Source organism: Nostoc sp. DedQUE04 (assembly GCF_034530995.1).
In the GTDB taxonomy this organism is placed as follows: domain Bacteria; phylum Cyanobacteriota; class Cyanobacteriia; order Cyanobacteriales; family Nostocaceae; genus Nostoc.
On the sequence record NZ_JAVRCA010000055.1, the window covers coordinates 1 to 20,174 of the forward strand.

The following is a 20,174-nucleotide window of genomic DNA, read 5'->3' on the forward strand; positions in this document are numbered from 1 at the left end:
CCCAATGCCCAATGCCCAATGCCCAATGCCCAATGCCCAATGCCCAATGCCCCATGCCCAATCCCTATTTAGCAAGACCGTGTTCTAGAGCAAAGCGAACTAACTCTGTACGGCTATTGGTACCGGTTTTACTAAATAAACGGCTGACGTATTTTTCTACATTGCGGACGCTGGTTTCTAAGCGACGGGCGATTTCTTTGTTCATTAACCCTTCTGCGACCAAATTTAAAACACTTTGTTCTCTGGGAGTCAAATCAATTTTAAAAGGGGCTGGCGATTGGGAAATAGCATTTCTTTGAGTTAACAATGCTTTAATTTGGGAAATCTGATTGGCTAGTTCAGCAAGATCGGGGGTTTCAGCATCATCTCCCGTACTCGCAGCCTTAGCAGCGCGACGGGCTAGCAAATTTTCGACTATAGCCACTAACTCGTCTGGATCGAAGGGTTTGGGTAGATAGGCATCAACACCAGCGTGATAGCCTTGAATGCGATCGCCTGTCATACCTTTAGCAGTTAAAAATACTACTGGGAGTGCTTGGAAACGGGGGTCTTCCCGTAGTTGCTTTAGAAACTGATAGCCATCTACTTGAGGCATCATCACATCAGAAATCACTAAATCAGGTGTATTCAGCTGCATCCATTCCCAACCTTCAAGGGCGTTACTGGCGACTTGAACGCTGAAACCGCTCTCTTGCAAATAGTCTTTCACGGCTTCCCGTATCCCTGGTTCATCATCCACCAGTAACAATTGTGCTGACATTTAAAATTCCCTTGAGTTTTCCTTTTTCCAATTTAGCGAAAGTTGGTAAGCATTGAGCAACTTGAATTCACCTCTACCGCCTCTAAAGCTTTTAAAGTTCACAGCTGTGCCTCCATCAACTCTGCTGCTGCATTAACGATTGTGCCTTCATAAGGACGGGGTGTCCGCAAAGTTTTTCAACATTCCCCTATAGCAAGATCCCAACAGTTGATGGTTTCATGTTGGCTACCGCTAAGGAAAGTTGGCTCGTCTTGAATCAAACTAAGCCACCATGTAGTAAGGCAGTCTCTAGTAGCTATGATTCATGATTGCTATGAGAATAAAAAAAGCGTTCTTATCAATTACGAATTTTTTAATAACCCTTACCATTGAGGATTTTCCATAATTAATGCTTCTGCTGCCGAGCTATTTAACGGAACTGAGAAAAAATGTCCTTGGACATATTGACAGTTTAACTTTCTTAGAACTAATAGTTGCTCTTTTGTCTCTACCCCTTCAGCAAGCACATCCACACCTAGCTTGTGTGCCAAAGTGACAATTATCTCAATAATTTCTAAATTCTTACTATTAGTGCCCATCATGCTGATGAAAGAACGGTCAATTTTCAACACACTAATCGGAAAGTTATAAAGACCACCTAATGAAGAGTAGCCTGTACCAAAGTCATCAATTGATAACTCAATGCCCATCTCTCGAAGTTGTAAAATTGCGGCAGTTACCTTATCGCCATTTTCCACAATTGCCTTTTCAGTAATCTCTAGGATTAGAGTACCAGCATCCAGGCCAGTTGAGTGCAAAATTTGCCCAATCTGCTCTATCAAGTCCGGCTGAGAAAATTGCTTGACGGAGAGATTAACACTAATTTTCTTTAGTAATTTAGAACGATGACATTCCCGCCAAACTTGCATCTGGCGGCAAGCTTCATGCAAAGCCCATTTGCCAATGGAGAAAATTAGTCCAGTTTCCTCTGCTAGGGAAATAAAATCTGCTGGATTAAGTAGACCACGCTCTGGGTGCTGCCAGCGCAATAGAGCCTCAAAACCTAAAATAGAGCCATTAGCGAGCGAAACAATCGGTTGATAATAAACCCGAAATTCTTCGCGTTCAATTGCTCGCCGCAAATCAGTCTCTAACTGCAATCTCGCTAGAGCATCAGCATACATATCTGAGTTGAATAGCTCATAACGCGCTCTGCCTATCATCTTGGCTCGATACATTGCTGTATCTGCATCCCTCAACAGTTCTTCTGGGTGTTGATAGTCTACTGTCGAACTCAACGCAATGCCAATACTTGCCGTGATGAAGACTTCTTGTCCGTCAAGTTCAAAGGGTAATGCCAGTTCCTTCTGAATCCGTTCAGCGACTTTGATAGCATCTGACATATCCTGGATTCCTTCAAGCAGGATTGTAAATTCGTCTCCCCCAAGCCGTGCTGCTGTATCTATGGAGCGTACACATATTTGTAGTCTACTTGCAACAGCAAGCAGCAATTGGTCTCCATTTAGGTGTCCAAGGCTGTCATTGATCACCTTAAACCGATCTAGGTCGATAAATAGTACAGCATATAGATAATCTGAATGCCGTTTTGAATAATTTATCGCATGTTTTAGGCGGTTCATAAATGCAACGCGGTTTGCCAGACCCGTCAGTGTATCGTGAAAAGCAAGGTGCAGTAGTTGTGACTCGACTCTTTTACGTTCTGTAATTTCATTTAGCAATTTCTGATTTGCTTTTACCAGTTCCGCTGTCCGTTCCGCTACCCGTATTTCTAACTCACTGTAAGCTCGGTACAACATTTCTTCAGCTTGTTTGCGTTCACTGATGTTGCACAACAGCCAACGCCACCCAAGGTAATTAAACTCAAGATCGTATACTACAGACGCTTTCACATTAGCAGGGAAAGGCTTTCCTTTCCGTGGCTGTAAGTGAATTTCCCAGTTCAGTATCTCTTGCAAATTGTTTATTTGATAGTTAAAGGACTGGCGGTCTTGTTGAGCAATAAAAAGAATTAATGGTTTACCTACTAAATATTTTTGTTGGACACCGAGCAAAGTTGCTGCTATGTGGTTAGCCTCTTGGATTATTCCGTCAGTATCAGTTACCAAGTAACCATCTGGAGCAAACTCGAACAAATCTTGGTAACGCTGGCGCTCTTTCTCTACTGCCGCTCGTGTTACCTTTAACTCCTCGGAAGCTGTCAATAGTTCTTCCATTGCGGTGTTAAGTTCCTCGAAAGCTTCTGTTATCATCTCCGGTTGTGAGTTCAGCTTAGTTCCATAGCATTTTAATAGTTCCTGTATCTGTGAGCACAATTTATCTATCTGTTGATTAAATCCATCCACTTTCATGTTGCTCAACTCACAAAACTATAAAGCGTAAGTGTGAATGAAGAAAGCAGTGAAAGCAAACTCCATGCTTTCTTCAAGACTTCAGACGCTATTGAGCAGGCAAGGAGAGAAGGTTACTTGAAAGAGCGGACACTCTATAAATAAATATTAAAGAAGTTGGTTTTTTGATTTACTAATTTATCTTTCAATAATCACGAAGCAATCAAATTTGTGCAGCCTCAATCAACTTTTAGCCTTATTTAGTGCCAACCAGCCCTACCTAGTGAAATGTTTATTTTATTAAATACAAGGTACTAAAGTTCAAAGATTAATAACAGCATATTTGCTTTACCTACTTTTGAAAATACTTCTTAAGATACATTCGCTTTTGTGAGCTAAAGAAAGCATAAGGTTCTCAGCCAATGCTTCTAGACTGACAAGAACGTTTTTGCTCAGGTGTTACTGAATTCAGCTATGAAAATGATTTTGCGTAATTTCAAAACCTTTGTAGAAACTAGCAATTGCAACGTCTTTATACCAAAATTTACACATCTAAATCAGCAACGCCCTTTTTCTTAATTACAGTCGAGCAATTATCTTGGCATTCTCTGGTAGCTTGGCGTCTCTTTGTCCAGCAGTACGCGCCCTAGCTGTGAATAAACCAATGGGGGTATTTAATAAATCTACAAGGCTGGCTTGACTAGCAATGGCTGCGACGGGCTTCGCCAAAGCCTTTTTAATATCTCTTGGTACTTCCTTCAATAACCAACGTGCCAAGCGATAGCCGTATTCTCTGGGTGTCATCTCTCGCATTAAATCTACACCGTACAGTTCGTGCAGATAGCGATTTGAACGTCCATAACGCCGCCATTGACTTTGCAGTTCTTGAAGTGTAGCGCGGTGGCGGTGCTGAACGATCGCACTTGGAGCAAATTCCAAACGCCCGATGTTTTCTGCCAAAATCCGCCAACAAATATCAGCATCACCACCAGTAGTTAGATAGGGACGAAATAAACCCACTTTTTCAAAAGCAATGTGCCGAATCGCCAAATTAGCTGTTTGACCATAGGGACGAAAGGAATGGTTAAGGGTATGTTTTTGCGATAAAGTTTCTTGACGGTCTGCGTGTTGTTCTAACAAAGTTGTGCCTGGTAGTGCCAAAATTTCACCAGCAACAATTACTACTTCTGCGTTAACAAAAGGCTGAATTAGTGTGTCTAACCATTGCGGTTGTGGGCGACAATCTGCATCGGTAAAAACCATAATTTCACCCGTAGCGGCGCGAATCCCGGTATTACGAGCAGCGTAAGAGCTTTGAATTTGGGTTTCGCTTAAGGGGCGAATTGTAATTGGGGAATTTTCGGCAGATGTTTTCAGGATGGTGAGAGTGCGATCGCTACTGTTGTTGTCCACCAACAAGTATTCTACCCGGTCTTTTGGGTAAGTTTGAGACAACAGACAATTGATTAACTCTGGTAAATCTGCCTCACCGTTATAAATAGGAACAACCACCGATACCATTGGTAAAAAGCTGGTGGCGGTGGTTGCATCAACTGGTTGATGATTCATAAATCTGAGATTTTGGAGATGGGATTAGTAGTTAGTATTCCCAAATCAAAATCCTGGAACGGCATATCAAGCAGTTTTCATAACTCCAAAAATCTGGATTTGGGAATACTACTATATAAACACCTGGTAACAAATCATTCGCGTCAATTTAAAATTTCAGGTTATCGGCGCGGCTCATGGGTCGAGTCGGTTGATTTGCTGGTGGCTGGGCAAAGTTATTATTTGATAGAATTGCGATCGCTCGAGCATATTGGGGATCGCTCTTAGTTCCAATTAAATTGGGATTAGAAGCCAATTGACGCTCTTGTGCCTCTGTCAAGTCTAGCTTGATATCAGGTGTAATTCCTTTGTGGTTAATATCTGTTCCTGCTGGGGTGTAGTAATGGGCAATGGTGACAGCCAAGCCGGAACCATCTGCGAGTTCATGAACTGACTGGACTAAGGCTTTGCCAAAGGTTTGACCGCCCACAACTACCGCCCGTTTATTATCCTTGAGCGCCCCTGTAAGGATTTCACTAGCACTAGCTGAATTGCCATCCACTAAGACTGCCAAAGGACGATTTGTTAGAGCAGTGCGATTGGCTTTAGTTTCTTCGCTGCTGCCTACACGGTCTATTGTCTTGACAATTCCGCCGTTGTCATACCACATCCGAGCAATTTCAATGCTTGCCTGCAACAAACCGCCAGGATTTCCCCGCAAATCCAAGACATAAGAATCAACTTTCTTAGTGTTCAAATCGCGGATGGCTCGTTGCATTTGGTCTGCGGCGTGGGCGCTAAATTCCCGCAAACGGATATAGCCAACGCGGCGATTCCCTTCTTGTTTGAGGGTATAGCGTACCGTTGGGACTTCAATACTTGCCCTTGTCAGCTTCAAATCAAAGGCATTTTGGCCTGCGCGTCCTAATCTTAGCTTAATCGGAGTACCCGCTTTGCCACGGATGAGCTTAGAAGCATCATCCACTTTCATTTTGAGAGTGGATTTGCCGTCAATTGCCAAAATTTGATCGCCTGCTTTGATTCCAGCTTTCAGCGCCGGAGAGTTTTCTATGGCTTCGACAACGGTGAGCTGCTGAGTTTTTTCGTTCACTTCCATCCGAATGCCGATACCAGAGACTTCCCCAGATGTTTGGCTAGTTAGAGCTTCAAATTGTTGGGGGTCCATGAACCGAGTGTAAGGATCTCCTAACTTTTGTAAAGCTTCGCGGATGGCAGTGTATGCTTCTTCCTTAGAAGAGTAGTCTTTGCTCAACAAGCTTTGCCTGGTTGCTTGCCAATCTTGTTGATTAAATTTGCCATCTACATATTCATGATTTACCAGTTGCCAAACTTGGTCAACTATCACTTTTGGGCTGTCTTGGAGGGCTAGAGCAGCACGGACACCACGAGTCCAAGCGGGGCCGAATACAGACATGGTAGCAGTTGTGGCGATCGCTCCACCAATCAAGGCTACTTGGAGCGGTGAGTAACTTTTCGCAGATTGGTTCATGTATACTTAGCTGGAATAATTGTGTTGTTGACAGTTTAGCAATCAGGCTTTCCAGAAATTTTTAAGTTTTTATACCCCAGAATCAACTATGTTCCTTCATCATTTTTATCCTTAAATGATGCCAAAAATGCCGCATTAGTTATTAACAATCATTTCTCAGTTTGTTAGTCTACTCCGGAAGGCTATACTGAGCGTGTGACACTTTAATTAGCGTCATCTTTGCATTCTAGATTACTTTTATAAGATAGCACTTTGCTCACTGAATTGCAGTACTGTTATACAGCAATAAAATCAGTTTTTCTTACTTAAGTCATGAAACGCAAATTTACCAACAAATCATTAATTTCTATTAAAAAAAAATCTGCTAATCTGTGGCAATTGTTACAAAAACTCAGTGGTGGATTGTATGTTGTCCTGGGTGTTTGGCTGATTTTTACTACTATAACCTTAGTTTTTGCGTCTTCGCAGCCAGTAGATGCGTTCTTTGTGCTTGGTGGCAGTATTCGTCGAGAAACTTATGTTGCCCAACTAGCAAAACAATACCCGCAAACCCCAATTTTAATTTCTCATGGTTCCCCAGATCCCTGTATACGGTTAATTTTTGAGGCAGAATTAGCAGAGTTACAAAACGTTTGGTTAGAAAAATGCGCGAATTCTACCTTTGAAAATTTTTATTATGGTATTCCAATTTTGCGCCGTTGGGGAGTGCATAAAGTCATGTTGATTACCTCGCCAAGTCATTTACCCAGAGCTAAATGGATGGCACAGGTTCTTTTTGGCGCTCATGGTATTTGGGTTGAGCCAGAAATTGTTCAGGAGTCGGGTATTCCTGGTAATCGGGAATCTTGGACAAAAACTGGATTAGATGTAACGCGCAGCTTATTTTGGGCGATTTTAAGTCAAATTATTCAACCGCAATGCTCAAATGTGACAAAACTTACTGATGTGGATATGCAAGCTTGGGAGCATCGAGGTTTCCATTGCGAACACCAAGGAGGGTTGAGGAGGTAACTTACTCACTCGTAATGCGTCCACATCCGAATTATCTTGACTACTTGCTCGGATTCAATGACCTCATATACCAATCGATGCTGTATATTTATCCTACGAGAATAAGCACCTGATAAGTTACCAACCAGCTTTTCATAAGGTGGAGGATTTTGAAAAGGATTTTCTTTAAGGACTGCGAGTAATTCCTCGGCCTTTTCCTTTAAGTTACTAGAAGCTAATTTCTTTGCGTCTTTTTGCGCTTATTTTGTGTAAATCAACCTCCAACTCGCTCCTTCGGGATTTGCAAGTGGCTCCTCAGAAGCTTGCTGACTCACCAATCTAACTCCCCATCACATTCTTGGATCGGGGTTGCTAGTCCTTCTTTTATAGATTCTCGCATTCCAGGGACAGATAATAAGTAAAGAGTCTCTTGAATTGCAGACCAATCTTTTTCCGCTAGCAGAATTGCATTACCACGATCGCCTCGAATGATCACAGGTTTACCCTGCTCTGCAACTTGGTCGATGATCTCTTGCAAATTATTTTGAGCGTCGTTGACAGGAAGCGAAGACATCATAACTTTTTTAACTCACGATAACTTTAATTTAGTTTACTCATCCTACAAAAAATCACTTTGTTTTTTGATAGCATGATAACCGTGTCATCATGCTAATTATGATAGTATCATTTAAGGATCGAGGAACCGAAGATATTTTTGATGGCAATGACTCAAAGGAAGCTCGAAAGCAATTTCCTATATACTGTTGGGAAGTTGCACGGAGAAAATTAGATCAAATCAATGCAGCGTTATCTCTAAATGATATTAAAGTTCCACTGGGTAACAGGTTAAAAGTACTAAAAGGCGCTCGTAGAGGTCAGCATAGCATTCGGATTAATGACCAATATCAAATTTGCTTTATATGGACACTCCAGGGTGCATCAGAAGTTGAAATAGTCGATTACCATTAGGAGGTAACAACAGATGAGAGTTCCAAAGTATAGACCTCCATCACATCCAGGTGAAATATTACTTAAAGATTTTCTAGACCCAATGGGAATCACCCAAAGAGAACTTGCAAATGCACTTCACGTTCCTTATCAGCGAATAAATGAGCTTGTAAATCAAAAGCGAGGTATTACACCTAGTACGGCAATAAGGTTATCAAAATTTTTCGAAAATAGCTCAGAGTTTTGGTTAAACCTCCAACAAAAGTGGGAACTTTACCACGTTTTCAAGGAAGAAGAAGAGGAACTAAAAAGTATTTTGCAATTTGGAACCACGAAGTAGCAATCGCTTTAAAAACTAAGCGGTATATTTGCATAAAATAACCACAATTAGGCAAAGGTGAAGAAAATCTTACTCTCCACTTCTGGGCTTGTTGATAGACATCGCTTCTGCTGATTGCATCCAATGGAGAATCAATGCAAAAGTTCCCAATCTTGCAGCATCAAAATAGCATCTCTATACAAAGACAAATCTACCTGGTTAACTTCTATTCCCTCTCCGATTCCTTGTAGAAGGGTAATTGTCAATTTTCCTCCCAAATGTTCGCGGAATTCCGTAAGCCCCCTAAATAGACAATGCGGATGGTCTAGTCGATCTAATTGCTCTGTCAATGCCGATATGTACAAAGTAAAGCCTAATTTTTTGAGTGTAGTTAGAACCCTTTGCCACTCTGATTGCAAGAGTTGCCCTGTTAAATATGAATAGGTTGTATCTAAAGCGATGCCGATCGCTACAGCTTCACCATGACGTAGGCTGTAATTAGTTAAATGCTCTAGTTTGTGAGCAGCCCAGTGTCCAAAGTCTAAAGGACGCGATGAACCCATTTCAAAGGGATCGCCGCTACCAGCAATATGCTCTAAGTGCAACTGAGAACAGCGATAGATCAGTCTTTCCATTATGTCCATGTCTCGATTAGCCAATTTATCGGCATTAGTCATAATGAAATCGAAGAAATCTGCATCTTTAATCAGCGCTACTTTCACTGCTTCTGCAATGCCCGATCGCCAATCTCGATCGTCGAGGCTAGTGAGAAAATTAAAGTCATTCAAGACAGCATAAGGTGGCATGAATGTACCCAAAAAGTTTTTCTTACCGAAGGCATTGATTCCGTTCTTTACTCCTACACCCGAATCATTTTGCCCTAATACTGTTGTCGGTACTCGTAGCAGCCGAATTCCTCGGTGAGCCGTTGTTGCTGCATATCCTGCCATATCTAGGACGGCTCCACCTCCAATTGCTAAAACGTAGGAGTGACGGCATAATCCAGCTGTATTGATCCGCTGATGAATTTGCTCTATAAATCTAGAATCGTTCTTGACTGCTTCTCCACCTGGAACTACTATCGGCTCACCGCTCAGTGTCAATACATCTTCATAACATTGGGCATAGGCTGATAATTTTTTTAACAGCCCATCTTGATACTGTAAAAATCCTCCATCTACCACTGCTAGTACTTGTTTTGGGGTTGTTTCCCCATCTGTGGCGATCGCTTGTGCAAGTAAAGGATTATCTAAGTGAAACAGACCTCTAGTGAAGTGAACATCATAATTGAAGCTAACACGAACACATTGGTTAATTGGTTGGAGATTAAGAGCGTTTTTTTGTTGAATAGCCATTTGAATATTATTACTTTCTAAGTAATTGTAAATCTATACACTATCGCAATTAAATTAACAGCAATATAAACAGAATAAATCCATCAAGTAATTCAAAATTTCAATGAACTACTAAACGAATCTATTTACTAAACTAATCATACTTTTGAAGGATTTCACCTAATAGATAAAGTTTAAAATAACATGAATTTACAATTTATATTAATGCCTATCCTTTATATATGAGGTTAGTAATGGAGATCATTATTACATAAAATTCTAATTTTTTTCCGTAAGATAAATTGAGTATTTATCTAATCAAAATGGTATCTTTACAGTATCTTCTTTAAAGTCAGGAGATTTTTATAGATTCAGTGAAGTTATGATCCCAGTAGTATATTACCTAACTGCTTTAAACCCAAAATATCAAGTTTAGTGCTATATTTTATACTTGGTTGTCACAAAGAAGTTGGGCAACTTATCCTGAATTTATCATGAGTAAAGTAAACAAATTACTGCATCACTGGCTGTTAAAGTCTGTTTCAGAGAAAGCTTTTACTTGGTTGGAACAGAAACAAGCACAGATTGCTAGCGGCACTGCTGAACGAGTGTTTTTTACGGCTTTTAGTGCTGTGCCGCGTTATCTAGGTAAACAGGATTTGCAGCTAACATTCCAGGACTTGGAAGCAGCAGAGGATCTGATCCCCGGCTGGTATCCTGGTAATTGGAGTGTAGATCAAGCGGGTCGCACACTTTTGCTTTTAGCTTTGCCCCACGATGATGCTGAGGTCTATGTGCGATCGCTCGATCGAGTCTTCTCCACTGCCGATATGGGGGAGTTAGTTGCCCTTTATCAAAGTTTGCCACTCTTACCACACCCAGAGTTACATCGCCATCGTACTGCTGAGGGAATTCGCAGCAATATGAGTAATGTATTTCAAGCTATAGCACTGCGTAACCCTTATCCAGCAAATTACTTAGATAATGCTGCTTGGAATCAGATGGTACTGAAGGCTGTGTTTGTCGGCAGTCCGTTACATCTAATTTGGGGTCTAGATCGGCGTGCTAACCCAGAATTGGCGAGGATGTTGGCAGACTATGCCCATGAACGTTGGGCAGCTAAACGCAAAGTTACGCCAGAACTTTGGCGACCTGTAGGACGATTTGCCGATAGCGCCATCATCACAGATTTGGAAAAAGTACTAGCTAATGGGGATATACACGAGCAAGAAGCAGCAGCCTTGGCTTGTGCTGAGTCTCCTTTACCGCAAGCGCAAGCATTACTTTCTCATTACCCAGATTTACAGTCATCCATTCAACAAGGTAATCTGACTTGGAGCAGTTTTAGCCGCAAATGAAGGGAGTGGGGACTGGGGACTGGGGAAGAAGCAAGGGAGCAGGGGAGAAATCAATTCAAAATTCACGCATTCAAAATTCAAACATTGTAGAACTTCTGCCTCCTGCCTCGTCTTTCCCAATGCCCAATCCCCAATGCCCAATTCCCAATTCCCAATCCCCAATCCCCAATCCCCAATCCCCAATTATTAAAACTATGATGTTTATCGATCCTCACATTCACATGTGTTCCCGTACTACTTACGATTACTTAGTAATGCGGGAATATGGAATTGTTGCCGTTATTGAACCAGCCTTTTGGTTAGGACAACCCCGAACTAACGCTGGCTCATTTAAAGACTACTTCAGTAGTCTTGTGGGCTGGGAACGGTTTCGTGCTAGTCAGTTTGGCATCCAACACTACTGCACAATCGGCCTAAATCCGAAAGAAGCTAACAATGAAGCGCTAGCAGCTGAAGTTATGGAACTGCTACCACTTTATGCCTGTAAAGAAGGAGTTGTTGCCATTGGTGAAATTGGCTATGACGATATGACAGAAGCAGAGGATAAGTACTTTTGTCGACAGTTAGAATTAGCCAAAGAACTCGATACATTGGTACTAATTCATACTCCTCACCGTAATAAAAAGGCGGGTGCTAGTCGGAGTATGGATCGCTGTATTGAATATGGCTTAGATCCTTCACAAGTAGTTATCGATCACAACAACGAAGAAACTGTTGAAGAAGTATTAGGGCGGGGTTTTTGGGCGGCTTTCACGATTTACCCACAGACGAAGATGGGTAACGCCCGAATGGTAGAAGTTGTCCGCAAATATGGATGCGATCGCATCATTGTAGATAGTAGTGCTGATTGGGGTATTAGCGATCCTTTAGCAGTCCCAAAAACGGCTCAGTTGATGTTAGATAGGGGTATTCCTGAAGATCATGTGCGAGCAGTTTGTTATGAAAATGCCCTAGCTGCTTACAGTCAAACTGGGCAGATGAAAGCTTCAGACTGGCTCAATCCTCAATCTATCGATCAACGTCAAATGTTCAGTGGTAATTCTGTGCTACGGGGACAAGAACCAGGAATTAAATCAGTTTCAGATTTTGTGTTGATTGAGTAGAAAATTGGCAGTGAGGAGTGTATAAATATCTGGTTCATTTGTAATATGCGGTTTATTTTGAGAAATACTTAGGCACGGAGGCAGATAAGTGAATGTTGCAAGCTTAAATTTTCAAAGCTGGCGGGGTTATCTGGAATTGATGCGTCCTGCTAATATTGTTACTGCTTGGGCGGATATTCTTCTTGGTTTTGCTGCTTCTGGTTCTGGGATTATTTTTGTTCAATTAATAAATGGAGAAGCAAGTTTTTCCATACTAATTCCATTAGCTTGGTTGTTATTAGCTACAACTGGCTTATACGGAGGCGGTATAGTTTTTAATGATGTTTTCGATGCAGAATTAGATGCAAAAGAGCGCCCAAATAGAGCAATTCCCAGTGGTCGGGTATCTCGTCAAAATGCTACTTTATTGGGGAGTATATTATTTGCAATCGGGATTATAGCTGCTTTTCAAGTATCGTTGTTGAGTGGTGCGATCGCTATTTTTATCGCTCTTTCATGCCTCCTTTATAACTCACTCGCCAAACATCATCCTTTTTTCGGCCCTTTAAATATGGGTTTGTGCCGTGGCAGTAACTTATTATTAGGTGTAAGTGCTGTACCCGAAATAATCGGTGAACGTTGGTATTTAGCACTGATTCCTGTTCTTTATATTGCTGCTATTACCGCAATTAGTCAGGGTGAAGTTCACGGAGGAAAGAAGATTACGGGAGTACTCGCGCTACTTCTAATTGCAATAGTTTTGACAGCAGTTTTAGCTTTAGGATTATTAGAAGAGTATAGAGCGATCGCAGCCCTACCATTCGCTATTTTCTTAGCTATCAGAATCTTGCCTAACTTTATCAAAGCAGCGCGCGAACCGATAGCTGAAAATATCAGAAATGCTGTGAGAATAGGCGTTTTATCTCTAATAGTATTAGATGCAACCGTTGCATCTGGTTTTGCTGGTTTGTATTACGGTTTATTTGTTTTAATTTTGCTACCATTTTCTATGAAGTTAGCAAAGGTATTTGCTGTTACTTAAATTTGAATGTATACACCCAGTAATACCATTAATCGGCTGTAGGGGCGCACATCTATGCGCCCCTACCCATGAATATGTAGCAAGTATTTTGTGAAATAGTTGAAGCCAAAGAAAACAGATTAAAAATATACAAGGCATATAACTAGAAAATGAAAATTACAAAAAACAATAATCTTCACTTAACTTATTGCAGCAATATTCATCCTGGTGAAAGTTGGCTAGAGGTTTTCGCCAATTTAGAGAAGTATATTCCCGAACTCAAATCACGTTTATCGCCTACAGAACCTTTTGGGATTGGCTTGAGGTTAGCAGATGTTGCAGCAAAAGAACTTTTAGAAAAAAATAACTTGGCTCAATTCCAAACTTGGCTAACTCAACAAGATTTATATGTTTTCACCTTAAATGGATTTCCTTATGGTGGATTCCATCGACAGGTGGTAAAAGACCAAGTTTATGCACCAGATTGGTCTACACAAGAACGGGTTAATTATACATTAAATTTGGCACACATTTTAGCTAGTCTATTACCCCAAGGACTTGATGGCGGAATTTCTACACTACCATTATCCTATAAACCTTGGTGGATAAAAGACCAAGCAACTTTTGAGACAGTTATAAAAAAGAGTTGTTTGAATATAGCATCAGTTGTTATAGAAATGATTCGCATCCATGAAGAAACAGGCAAGATCCTTCATATTGATTTAGAACCTGAGCCTGATGGTTTAATTGAAAATACTTCAGAAGTAATTGACTTCTATCAAAATTGGTTATTGCCAATAGCTGGTAGTTATTTATCAGACAAGTTAAATATTGAGCAGGATTTAGCAGAGACTAAATTGCTAGAACACGTTCGGATTTGCTATGACACCTGCCATTTTTCCGTTGAATATGAGCAGCCAAACTCTGTATTTGGACGTTTGCAATCGGCAGGAATTAAAATTGGCAAAATTCAAATCAGCGCTGCAATTCAAGTAAAAATACCTGCTGAGGTTGAAAAGCGGAGTTTGATAGTTGAACGCTTACGTCCTTTTGCAGAATCTACCTATCTTCACCAGGTAATAGAACGTCGTAGCGATGGTACACTCCACCACTATTTTGATTTAATAACTGCATTGCCACATTTAGAGCAATCTCTAGCTGAAGAATGGCGCACTCACTTTCATGTCCCAATTTTTATTCATGATTATCAAATTTTGCAATCTACGCAAGATGATATTGCTACTGTTTTACAGCTACTTCAGACAAATAATGCTTGCTCACATTTAGAAATTGAGACTTACACTTGGGATGTATTGCCATCAGAAATGAAGATAGATATGCTGACTTCTATTCAGCGAGAATATGAGTGGGTATTAAAAATAATTCGTAATTTGTAATTCGTAATTCGTAATTAATAAATTAAGATTTTCACTGGTTTTTCTGGTTGAAATCTGTAGAGATATACCATAGCGCATCTCTAGTTATTTCTTCAAATTGGTATAAGAGAGAATTGAATGTATGCAGAAAACAGTTGTTTTAAATGTCGTGGGATTAACGCCCAGTTTATTAGGAGAAAATACGCCGTTTTTATCTTCTTGGGCGGCTAAAGGGCAAGTGCTTCCTATCAAAAAAGTGTTACCTGCTGTAACTTGTTCAGTTCAAGCTACTTATTTAACAGGAAAATTGCCTGATGAACATGGGATTGTCGCTAATGGTTGGTACTTCCGCGATGAGTGTGAAGTGAAGTTTTGGCGACAATCTAATAAACTAGTCCAGGCTCCAAAAGTTTGGGAAATAGCGAAATCAATCGATCCAAACTTCACTTGTGCCAACCTTTTTTGGTGGTACAACATGTACTCTACAGCAGATTATGCGATTACACCGCGCCCAATGTATCCCGCAGATGGGAGAAAATTACCTGATATTTATACCCATCCTAGTGATGTGCGATCGCAAATTCAATCTGATTTAGGAAATTTCCCTCTGTTCGATTTTTGGGGGCCGAAAACTACCATTAGTTCTAGCCAATGGATTGCCAATTCCGCAAAATGGATTGAGGAACGTTACAGCCCGACATTATCACTAGTTTATCTACCACATTTAGATTACTGTCTGCAAAAATTTGGTAACAATCAAACACAGATTCAAGCTGATTTGCGAGAAATTGATGCTGTTTGTGGCGATTTAATTGAATATTATCAAGCACGAAATACTCAAGTAATTATTCTTTCTGAGTATGGCATTACTCCAGTCTCTAAAGCTGTGGATATCAACCGCGTACTACGGGAAAATGGTTTAATTGCTGTGCGGGAAGAATTAGGGCGAGAACTGCTCGATTTTGGTGCTAGCATTGCCTTTGCCGTTGCCGATCATCAAATTGCTCATGTATATGTGAACGATCCGGCGTATATCCCGAAAGTGCGATCGCTTTTAGAAGCGACTGAAGGCGTGGCGCAAGTATTGGATGAAGAGGGTAAACAAACGTACCATCTCGATCATCCTAGATCGGGAGAGTTGGTGGCGATCGCACAATCTGACGCTTGGTTTACCTATTATTATTGGCTCGATGATGCGAAAGCACCTGATTTTGCTAGAACTGTAGATATCCACCGCAAACCTGGTTACGATCCTGTAGAACTTTTCCTCGATCCGCAAATAAAATTTCCTCAAGGAAAAATTGCTCTCAAGTTACTTAAAAAACAACTGGGTTTTCGCTACTTAATGGATGTGATCCCTCTGGATGCTTCGCTGGTGCGTGGTTCTCACGGTAATATCACCACTTCTGTTGCTGAAGGGCCTCTATTTATCACCCATCAAACTCACCTAGTTAATGAACATCAAATTGAGGCGACAGATGTTTGCTCGTTGATTCTCAAACATTTAAATACCTGAAAGGCAGTATAGAGGCGATATATCGTCTCTACATCTTACCAAAATACAAAAAGATTTCTTGTAATTCATAATCATATCGAGTATGCTTTATATATAAACTCGTTATGACTATGAATTAACTTGAGTTCGACAAGTCTTATTTGACCTCTCCCCCAACCCCTCTCCGACACGGAGAGGGGAGCAAAAAGCTGAATTTTTCATTGCTCCTCCCTTTCCGTTTCGGAGAGGGAGGCTGGGAGGGAGAGGTTCATCGAACTCACGTTGAATTAGATTGTTCTATCAGTAGATAGATACCTACTGACTAAAATGTACTGTGGGCAATCTGAGTAACTTACATGGAGAGCTTCTTGAACCATGACTGAACCCCAAAACTTGACAACTGCTGAGGGTATTCCTGTTGCTGATAATCAGAACTCACTCACGGCTGGATCGCGTGGGCCTGTATTAATCCAGGATTTTCATCTCTTAGAAAAGCTGGCTCATTTCAACAGAGAACGTATTCCTGAAAGAGTTGTCCACGCTAAAGGTGCGGCCGCTTTCGGTACTTTTACTGTCACCAATGACATCACCCGCTACAGTAAAGCTAAACTTTTTTCTGAAATTGGCAAGAAAACTGAAGTTCTCCTGCGTTTTTCTACAGTCGGGGGAGAAAAAGGTTCAGCAGATGCCGAGCGCGACCCTAGAGGTTTTGCTATCAAGTTTTATACTGAAGAGGGCAACTGGGATATCACAGGCAACAATACCCCGATTTTCTTCATCCGTGACCCCCTGAAGTTTCCTGATTTCATCCATACCCAAAAGCGCAATCCTCAAACTAATTGCAAAGACCATAATGCAAGATGGGATTTTTGGTCACTCAGTCCAGAATCGCTTCACCAGGTGACGATCCTGTTTTCAGATCGGGGAATACCCAAAACCTATCGACACATGGATGGTTTTGGTAGCCACACCTTCAGCTTAATTAATGCTCAGGGCGATCGCGTCTGGTGTAAATTTCACTTTAAGACTTTGCAAGGGCATCAAACCTTGACAGAGGAAGAATCAGCTAAGATTAAGGGTGAAGATCCAGATCATGCGACTCACGATTTGTTTGAAGCGATCGCTAACAAAGATTATCCCAAATGGCGGATGTGTATTCAGGTGATGACCGAGGAGCAAGCGGCCAAACATCCTGATAATCCTTTTGACTTGACCAAAGTTTGGAAGCACTCAGATTATCCTTTAATCGAAGTCGGGATATTAGAGCTAAATCGTAACCCTGAGAATTATTTCGCCGAAGTAGAGCAAGCCGCTTTTAGCCCTAGTGCGGTGGTTCCTGGCGTTAGTTTCTCTCCAGACAAAATGCTTCAAGCTCGAATTTTTTCTTACCCAGATGCTCAACGGTATCGCTTGGGTGGTAACTATCAGCAACTACCAGTCAACCAGCCCAAATGTCCAGTGATGCATTATCAGCGAGATGGCTTTATGGCATCGGGGAACAACCACGGTAGCGCTCCTAACTATGAACCGAATAGTGCTGAGGGTACGCCTAAAGAAAATTCAGCTTATGCAGAGCCACCTAACCATTTGGGCGATGTCACAGTCGATCGTTACAGTCATCGTCAAGGAAACGACGATTACACCCAAGCAGGTAATTTGTATCGGTTACTAACTCCTGAGCAGCAAGAGCGTCTTGCTCATAATATCGTCGGCAGTCTCTCTCAAGCGAGACAGGATATCCAAATGCGCCAACTTTGCCACTTCTTCCGGGCAGATATTTCTTATGGTCGTCGTGTAGCTGAAGGATTGGGCATTTCAATCGATCCCTCAATGTTTTCTCCAACTGCTCAACCTGTAGGTAATTGGTAGCCTTATCCAAAATTTTGTGGGGTGGGCATCCTGCCCGCCCAGAAATACAAGGGACGGGCTTTTCGGCCCATCCCACAAAACTAGTAAAATCATCCCGCAATTATGCAACGCCCTAAAACGAATTCGTGTAGCGATGCATCTAAATACGCATTAATAACGAATCAGGCGTGGAAGGATTAGGCGATACTTACAAGTAGAAGCACTCCAAGTCACCTACCCGGATGCAGAAGTTCAGTTGTAGCGTGAGGATGAACAGACGCTCGTTACGAAAGTTTATGCTTATGCACTTTGCCAAGTGAGAGTATCTTAATAATGTAAGAGTTTGCATTCATGATATTCAAAAATTTTTTAGACAAAATCCATCCAAAGATATGGATAGTAGGAAATCAAAGCATTTTTGCTACACGCAACTGTTCACCTAAGTTGAGAGAAAAATTAAATAATTATTCTGTGGATAAGTAAGATATGAATATTAGTAAACATTCCGATTTAGAAATAGAAATTTTACTTTTGGGAAAATGGCGTTTTAATACTGGTTCGGAAAAAATAACTATTGAATTTAAAGATGATATGACATATGAACAAACCAGGATTCAAACATTACTTTTATCTAAACCTAAAGAACTTCTAACAGGTAATAAATTTACTGGAGTATGGTACGTTAGTCAAAAAAAGTTGTATTTAAATGTTAAAACTATGCCAAAATCATTTTTTAATTTTAAGGTTCCATTAGTATTTAAGATTTCTATTGCAGATATGGTAGCTACTTTAGGTTCAGTGTTTGTGGCAGAAATGTATGAGGTTATTAGAATTAATAGCTCTAAATTTCTCATAAAAGATAAAGAGCAATCAATTCTTGGGACAAAAATAAATAATACTAGGAAGTACTAGAGAATCTTGACAAGCGCGAGCAGATTCGATGGCATATTTATTTGATAATACATTGTCATACCCTATGTTTAATTGTAATACTAATTATTTATGAAGCTGCGCTAAATAAGGCTTCAAGAATATGGAATATATGCTGAGATTTACGAGAGAATCAAAGCTAGGATCGGAAGGTTATCTGTCGCACGCATACTAACTATATGACATCTACATCGCGTGTTGTTCATAGTGACCCTGATATATTGGGGTAACCCCTGTTTTTGTTGATACTCGTGTGCCGATAAAAACCTTAGTCGATTATCTAGAAGCGGGTGACTCACTAGATGAGTTTTTAGATCGCTTTCCCAGTGTCAGCCGTGAGCAAGCGATGTCTACGACGGGCTACGCCTACGCCGCTCTCGAATTAGCAAAGGAAATGCTGACTGCCTATGCTAATTCTGCTTGATGAATGTGTTCCACGACCCTTGAGGCGTGAACTCACTGATTATATTGGTATTAGAGCGATGTAAATTTTATGGCTCAACGCTTAGATTTCAGAGTAGATATTGAAGAAGCTATAAAAACGCTAAACCTTTCTTCTGAGTCTATGACTGAAAAGATACAATTTTTATTCTAAGGTCATTGGTAAGGCGATCGCGCCCAAAATCAAGATATTGAGTTGTAAAGGGAATTTGCAATGAATCATCAAAAACAACTCACTGCAATGCTTGTTCCGTTCTACTTAGGCGAGCAACGCGATTCAGAAGGTCGGACAATTCAAGAGATGTGGACTTGGGATTTTGAACAATTGGAGTGTACCCATGATTACATTCAGTGGTTGTTCCCTTTGTCTGAGCGAAGTGCATTCAATTCTAATGCACCCATCGTTGATGAGGAAGTAATTCAAGCATTTCAAAGCAACCCACACCTACGTCAAAATTTGCTGCGTTCCTTCACAGTTATGCTTAAGTTTTATGGGTTGCAACGCCACGAGAGTAATGACGGAAAAATACTTATCAGCCAGTCAGAAGACTATCTGAATCGTAAAGGCGAATGGGTATATATTTTTAACCACAATTATCTTCGCATCACCCGTATTTTAAAGTGTTTAATAACATTTGGATTGGAGAATGAAGCCCAAGCGTTTTATGAATGCTTGCGGCAAATTTACCGTGAGGATAGCGATCGGATTGGGGGAAAAACATTTCAGTATTGGACAATTGCAGTTAAACCCAATGCGACATCTTAAAGTATCTGCCAGCAAGCTAAATCTTGGGCAGGGCAGTATAGGTTATCGATCCAGTCTAATCTGAAAATTCCTTCGGGGCGGATGTTGTCAAAGATAAGTTCTTATACATCAATTTCAATAG

General features: G+C 40.9%; 17 protein-coding genes and 2 pseudogenes. 12 read left to right on the forward strand and 7 right to left on the reverse strand.

Annotation, left to right across the window (positions count from 1 at the left end; genetic code table 11):
- Positions 1-64: 64 nt before the first annotated feature.
- From RM049_RS28820 to ctpB, 4 genes are all read right to left on the reverse strand, one after another.
- Entirely contained in the window at positions 65-760 is a 696-nt protein-coding gene (locus RM049_RS28820; protein ID WP_322671518.1) for a response regulator transcription factor, read from the reverse strand.
- A gap of 362 nt (positions 761-1,122) precedes the next feature.
- A complete protein-coding gene (locus RM049_RS28825) occupies positions 1,123-3,009 on the reverse strand; it encodes a putative bifunctional diguanylate cyclase/phosphodiesterase (RefSeq protein ID WP_322671519.1) in 1,887 nt (628 codons plus the stop codon).
- Between the two features lie 657 nt (positions 3,010-3,666).
- Positions 3,667-4,656 (reverse strand): glycosyltransferase, encoded by a 990-nt coding sequence (locus RM049_RS28830; RefSeq protein WP_322706615.1) that lies wholly within the window; start codon positions 4,654-4,656, stop codon positions 3,667-3,669.
- A gap of 148 nt (positions 4,657-4,804) precedes the next feature.
- The gene (gene ctpB, locus RM049_RS28835) at positions 4,805-6,145 is read right to left on the reverse strand and encodes a carboxyl-terminal processing protease CtpB (RefSeq protein WP_322706616.1); all 1,341 of its coding nucleotides are present in this window, start codon (positions 6,143-6,145) and stop codon (positions 4,805-4,807) included.
- A gap of 312 nt (positions 6,146-6,457) precedes the next feature.
- Between ctpB and RM049_RS28840 the strand changes: the two genes are divergently transcribed.
- On the forward strand, positions 6,458-7,156 hold the full coding sequence (locus RM049_RS28840) for a YdcF family protein (protein ID WP_322690863.1): 699 nt from the start codon (positions 6,458-6,460) through the stop codon (positions 7,154-7,156).
- Positions 7,157-7,161: 5 nt separating this feature from the next.
- Here the strand turns inward: RM049_RS28840 and RM049_RS28845 are convergent.
- Both RM049_RS28845 and RM049_RS28850 read right to left on the reverse strand, forming a co-directional pair.
- A pseudogene (locus RM049_RS28845) lies at positions 7,162-7,383 on the reverse strand (Txe/YoeB family addiction module toxin); the annotation flags it as partial.
- An 83-nt stretch (positions 7,384-7,466) separates the two neighbouring features.
- Positions 7,467-7,709, reverse strand: a complete 243-nt coding sequence (locus RM049_RS28850; protein ID WP_409883614.1) for a type II toxin-antitoxin system Phd/YefM family antitoxin — start codon at positions 7,707-7,709, stop codon at positions 7,467-7,469.
- 101 nt (positions 7,710-7,810) lie between these two features.
- On the opposite strand from RM049_RS28850, the gene RM049_RS28855 reads away from it, so the two are divergent.
- Both RM049_RS28855 and RM049_RS28860 read left to right on the forward strand, forming a co-directional pair.
- Positions 7,811-8,104, forward strand: a complete 294-nt coding sequence (locus tag RM049_RS28855) for a type II toxin-antitoxin system RelE/ParE family toxin (RefSeq protein WP_322706618.1) — start codon at positions 7,811-7,813, stop codon at positions 8,102-8,104.
- Positions 8,105-8,117: 13 nt separating this feature from the next.
- Positions 8,118-8,423, forward strand: coding sequence for a HigA family addiction module antitoxin (locus tag RM049_RS28860; protein ID WP_322706619.1), 306 nt, complete (start codon positions 8,118-8,120; stop codon positions 8,421-8,423).
- A 131-nt stretch (positions 8,424-8,554) separates the two neighbouring features.
- Here the strand turns inward: RM049_RS28860 and RM049_RS28865 are convergent, their stop codons facing one another.
- Positions 8,555-9,757: a 3-dehydroquinate synthase gene (locus RM049_RS28865; RefSeq protein WP_322706620.1), complete on the reverse strand. Its 1,203-nt coding sequence runs from the start codon at positions 9,755-9,757 to the stop codon at positions 8,555-8,557.
- Between the two features lie 473 nt (positions 9,758-10,230).
- Here RM049_RS28865 and RM049_RS28870 point away from each other — a divergent pair, with 473 nt between their 5' ends.
- From RM049_RS28870 to RM049_RS28910, 9 genes and pseudogenes are all read left to right on the forward strand, one after another.
- A complete protein-coding gene (locus RM049_RS28870; RefSeq protein WP_322706621.1) occupies positions 10,231-11,094 on the forward strand; it encodes an EboA family metabolite traffic protein in 864 nt (287 codons plus the stop codon).
- On the forward strand, positions 11,091-12,197 hold the full coding sequence (locus RM049_RS28875) for a TatD family hydrolase (RefSeq protein WP_322706622.1): 1,107 nt from the start codon (positions 11,091-11,093) through the stop codon (positions 12,195-12,197). Before RM049_RS28870 ends, RM049_RS28875 begins: the two co-directional genes overlap by 4 nt.
- Before the next feature lie 88 nt (positions 12,198-12,285).
- Positions 12,286-13,218 (forward strand): UbiA-like protein EboC, encoded by a 933-nt coding sequence (gene eboC / locus RM049_RS28880; protein WP_322706623.1) that lies wholly within the window; start codon positions 12,286-12,288, stop codon positions 13,216-13,218.
- Between the two features lie 149 nt (positions 13,219-13,367).
- Entirely contained in the window at positions 13,368-14,594 is a 1,227-nt protein-coding gene (gene eboE, locus RM049_RS28885; RefSeq protein WP_322706624.1) for a metabolite traffic protein EboE, read from the forward strand.
- A gap of 121 nt (positions 14,595-14,715) precedes the next feature.
- A complete protein-coding gene (locus tag RM049_RS28890) occupies positions 14,716-16,089 on the forward strand; it encodes an alkaline phosphatase family protein (RefSeq protein ID WP_322706625.1) in 1,374 nt (457 codons plus the stop codon).
- Positions 16,090-16,443: 354 nt separating this feature from the next.
- On the forward strand, positions 16,444-17,937 hold the full coding sequence (locus tag RM049_RS28895; RefSeq protein ID WP_322706626.1) for a catalase: 1,494 nt from the start codon (positions 16,444-16,446) through the stop codon (positions 17,935-17,937).
- A 465-nt stretch (positions 17,938-18,402) separates the two neighbouring features.
- Positions 18,403-18,828, forward strand: a complete 426-nt coding sequence (locus RM049_RS28900; RefSeq protein ID WP_322690851.1) for a hypothetical protein — start codon at positions 18,403-18,405, stop codon at positions 18,826-18,828.
- 197 nt (positions 18,829-19,025) lie between these two features.
- Positions 19,026-19,270 (forward strand): annotated as a pseudogene (locus tag RM049_RS28905) (DUF433 domain-containing protein).
- A gap of 231 nt (positions 19,271-19,501) precedes the next feature.
- Positions 19,502-20,053 carry an opioid growth factor receptor-related protein gene (locus RM049_RS28910; RefSeq protein ID WP_322706627.1) on the forward strand — a complete coding sequence of 184 codons (552 nt, stop codon included), beginning with the start codon at positions 19,502-19,504 and terminating at the stop codon, positions 20,051-20,053.
- Positions 20,054-20,174 lie beyond the last annotated feature (121 nt).

What these genes read in the sequence shown, in the direction of transcription:
- RM049_RS28820 (WP_322671518.1), bottom strand. Translation starts at nt 760, where the DNA reads ATGTCAGCACAATTGTTACTGGTGGATGATGAACCAGGGATACGGGAA.
- RM049_RS28825 (WP_322671519.1), bottom strand. Translation starts at nt 3,009, where the DNA reads ATGATAACAGAAGCTTTCGAGGAACTTAACACCGCAATGGAAGAACTA.
- RM049_RS28830 (WP_322706615.1), bottom strand. Translation starts at nt 4,656, where the DNA reads ATGAATCATCAACCAGTTGATGCAACCACCGCCACCAGCTTTTTACCA.
- ctpB (WP_322706616.1), bottom strand. Translation starts at nt 6,145, where the DNA reads ATGAACCAATCTGCGAAAAGTTACTCACCGCTCCAAGTAGCCTTGATT.
- RM049_RS28840 (WP_322690863.1), top strand. Translation starts at nt 6,458, where the DNA reads ATGAAACGCAAATTTACCAACAAATCATTAATTTCTATTAAAAAAAAA.
- RM049_RS28850 (WP_409883614.1), bottom strand. Translation starts at nt 7,709, where the DNA reads ATGTCTTCGCTTCCTGTCAACGACGCTCAAAATAATTTGCAAGAGATC.
- RM049_RS28855 (WP_322706618.1), top strand. Translation starts at nt 7,811, where the DNA reads ATGATAGTATCATTTAAGGATCGAGGAACCGAAGATATTTTTGATGGC.
- RM049_RS28860 (WP_322706619.1), top strand. Translation starts at nt 8,118, where the DNA reads ATGAGAGTTCCAAAGTATAGACCTCCATCACATCCAGGTGAAATATTA.
- RM049_RS28865 (WP_322706620.1), bottom strand. Translation starts at nt 9,757, where the DNA reads ATGGCTATTCAACAAAAAAACGCTCTTAATCTCCAACCAATTAACCAA.
- RM049_RS28870 (WP_322706621.1), top strand. Translation starts at nt 10,231, where the DNA reads ATGAGTAAAGTAAACAAATTACTGCATCACTGGCTGTTAAAGTCTGTT.
- RM049_RS28875 (WP_322706622.1), top strand. Translation starts at nt 11,091, where the DNA reads ATGAAGGGAGTGGGGACTGGGGACTGGGGAAGAAGCAAGGGAGCAGGG.
- eboE (WP_322706624.1), top strand. Translation starts at nt 13,368, where the DNA reads ATGAAAATTACAAAAAACAATAATCTTCACTTAACTTATTGCAGCAAT.
- RM049_RS28890 (WP_322706625.1), top strand. Translation starts at nt 14,716, where the DNA reads ATGCAGAAAACAGTTGTTTTAAATGTCGTGGGATTAACGCCCAGTTTA.
- RM049_RS28895 (WP_322706626.1), top strand. Translation starts at nt 16,444, where the DNA reads ATGACTGAACCCCAAAACTTGACAACTGCTGAGGGTATTCCTGTTGCT.
- RM049_RS28900 (WP_322690851.1), top strand. Translation starts at nt 18,403, where the DNA reads ATGAATATTAGTAAACATTCCGATTTAGAAATAGAAATTTTACTTTTG.
- RM049_RS28910 (WP_322706627.1), top strand. Translation starts at nt 19,502, where the DNA reads ATGAATCATCAAAAACAACTCACTGCAATGCTTGTTCCGTTCTACTTA.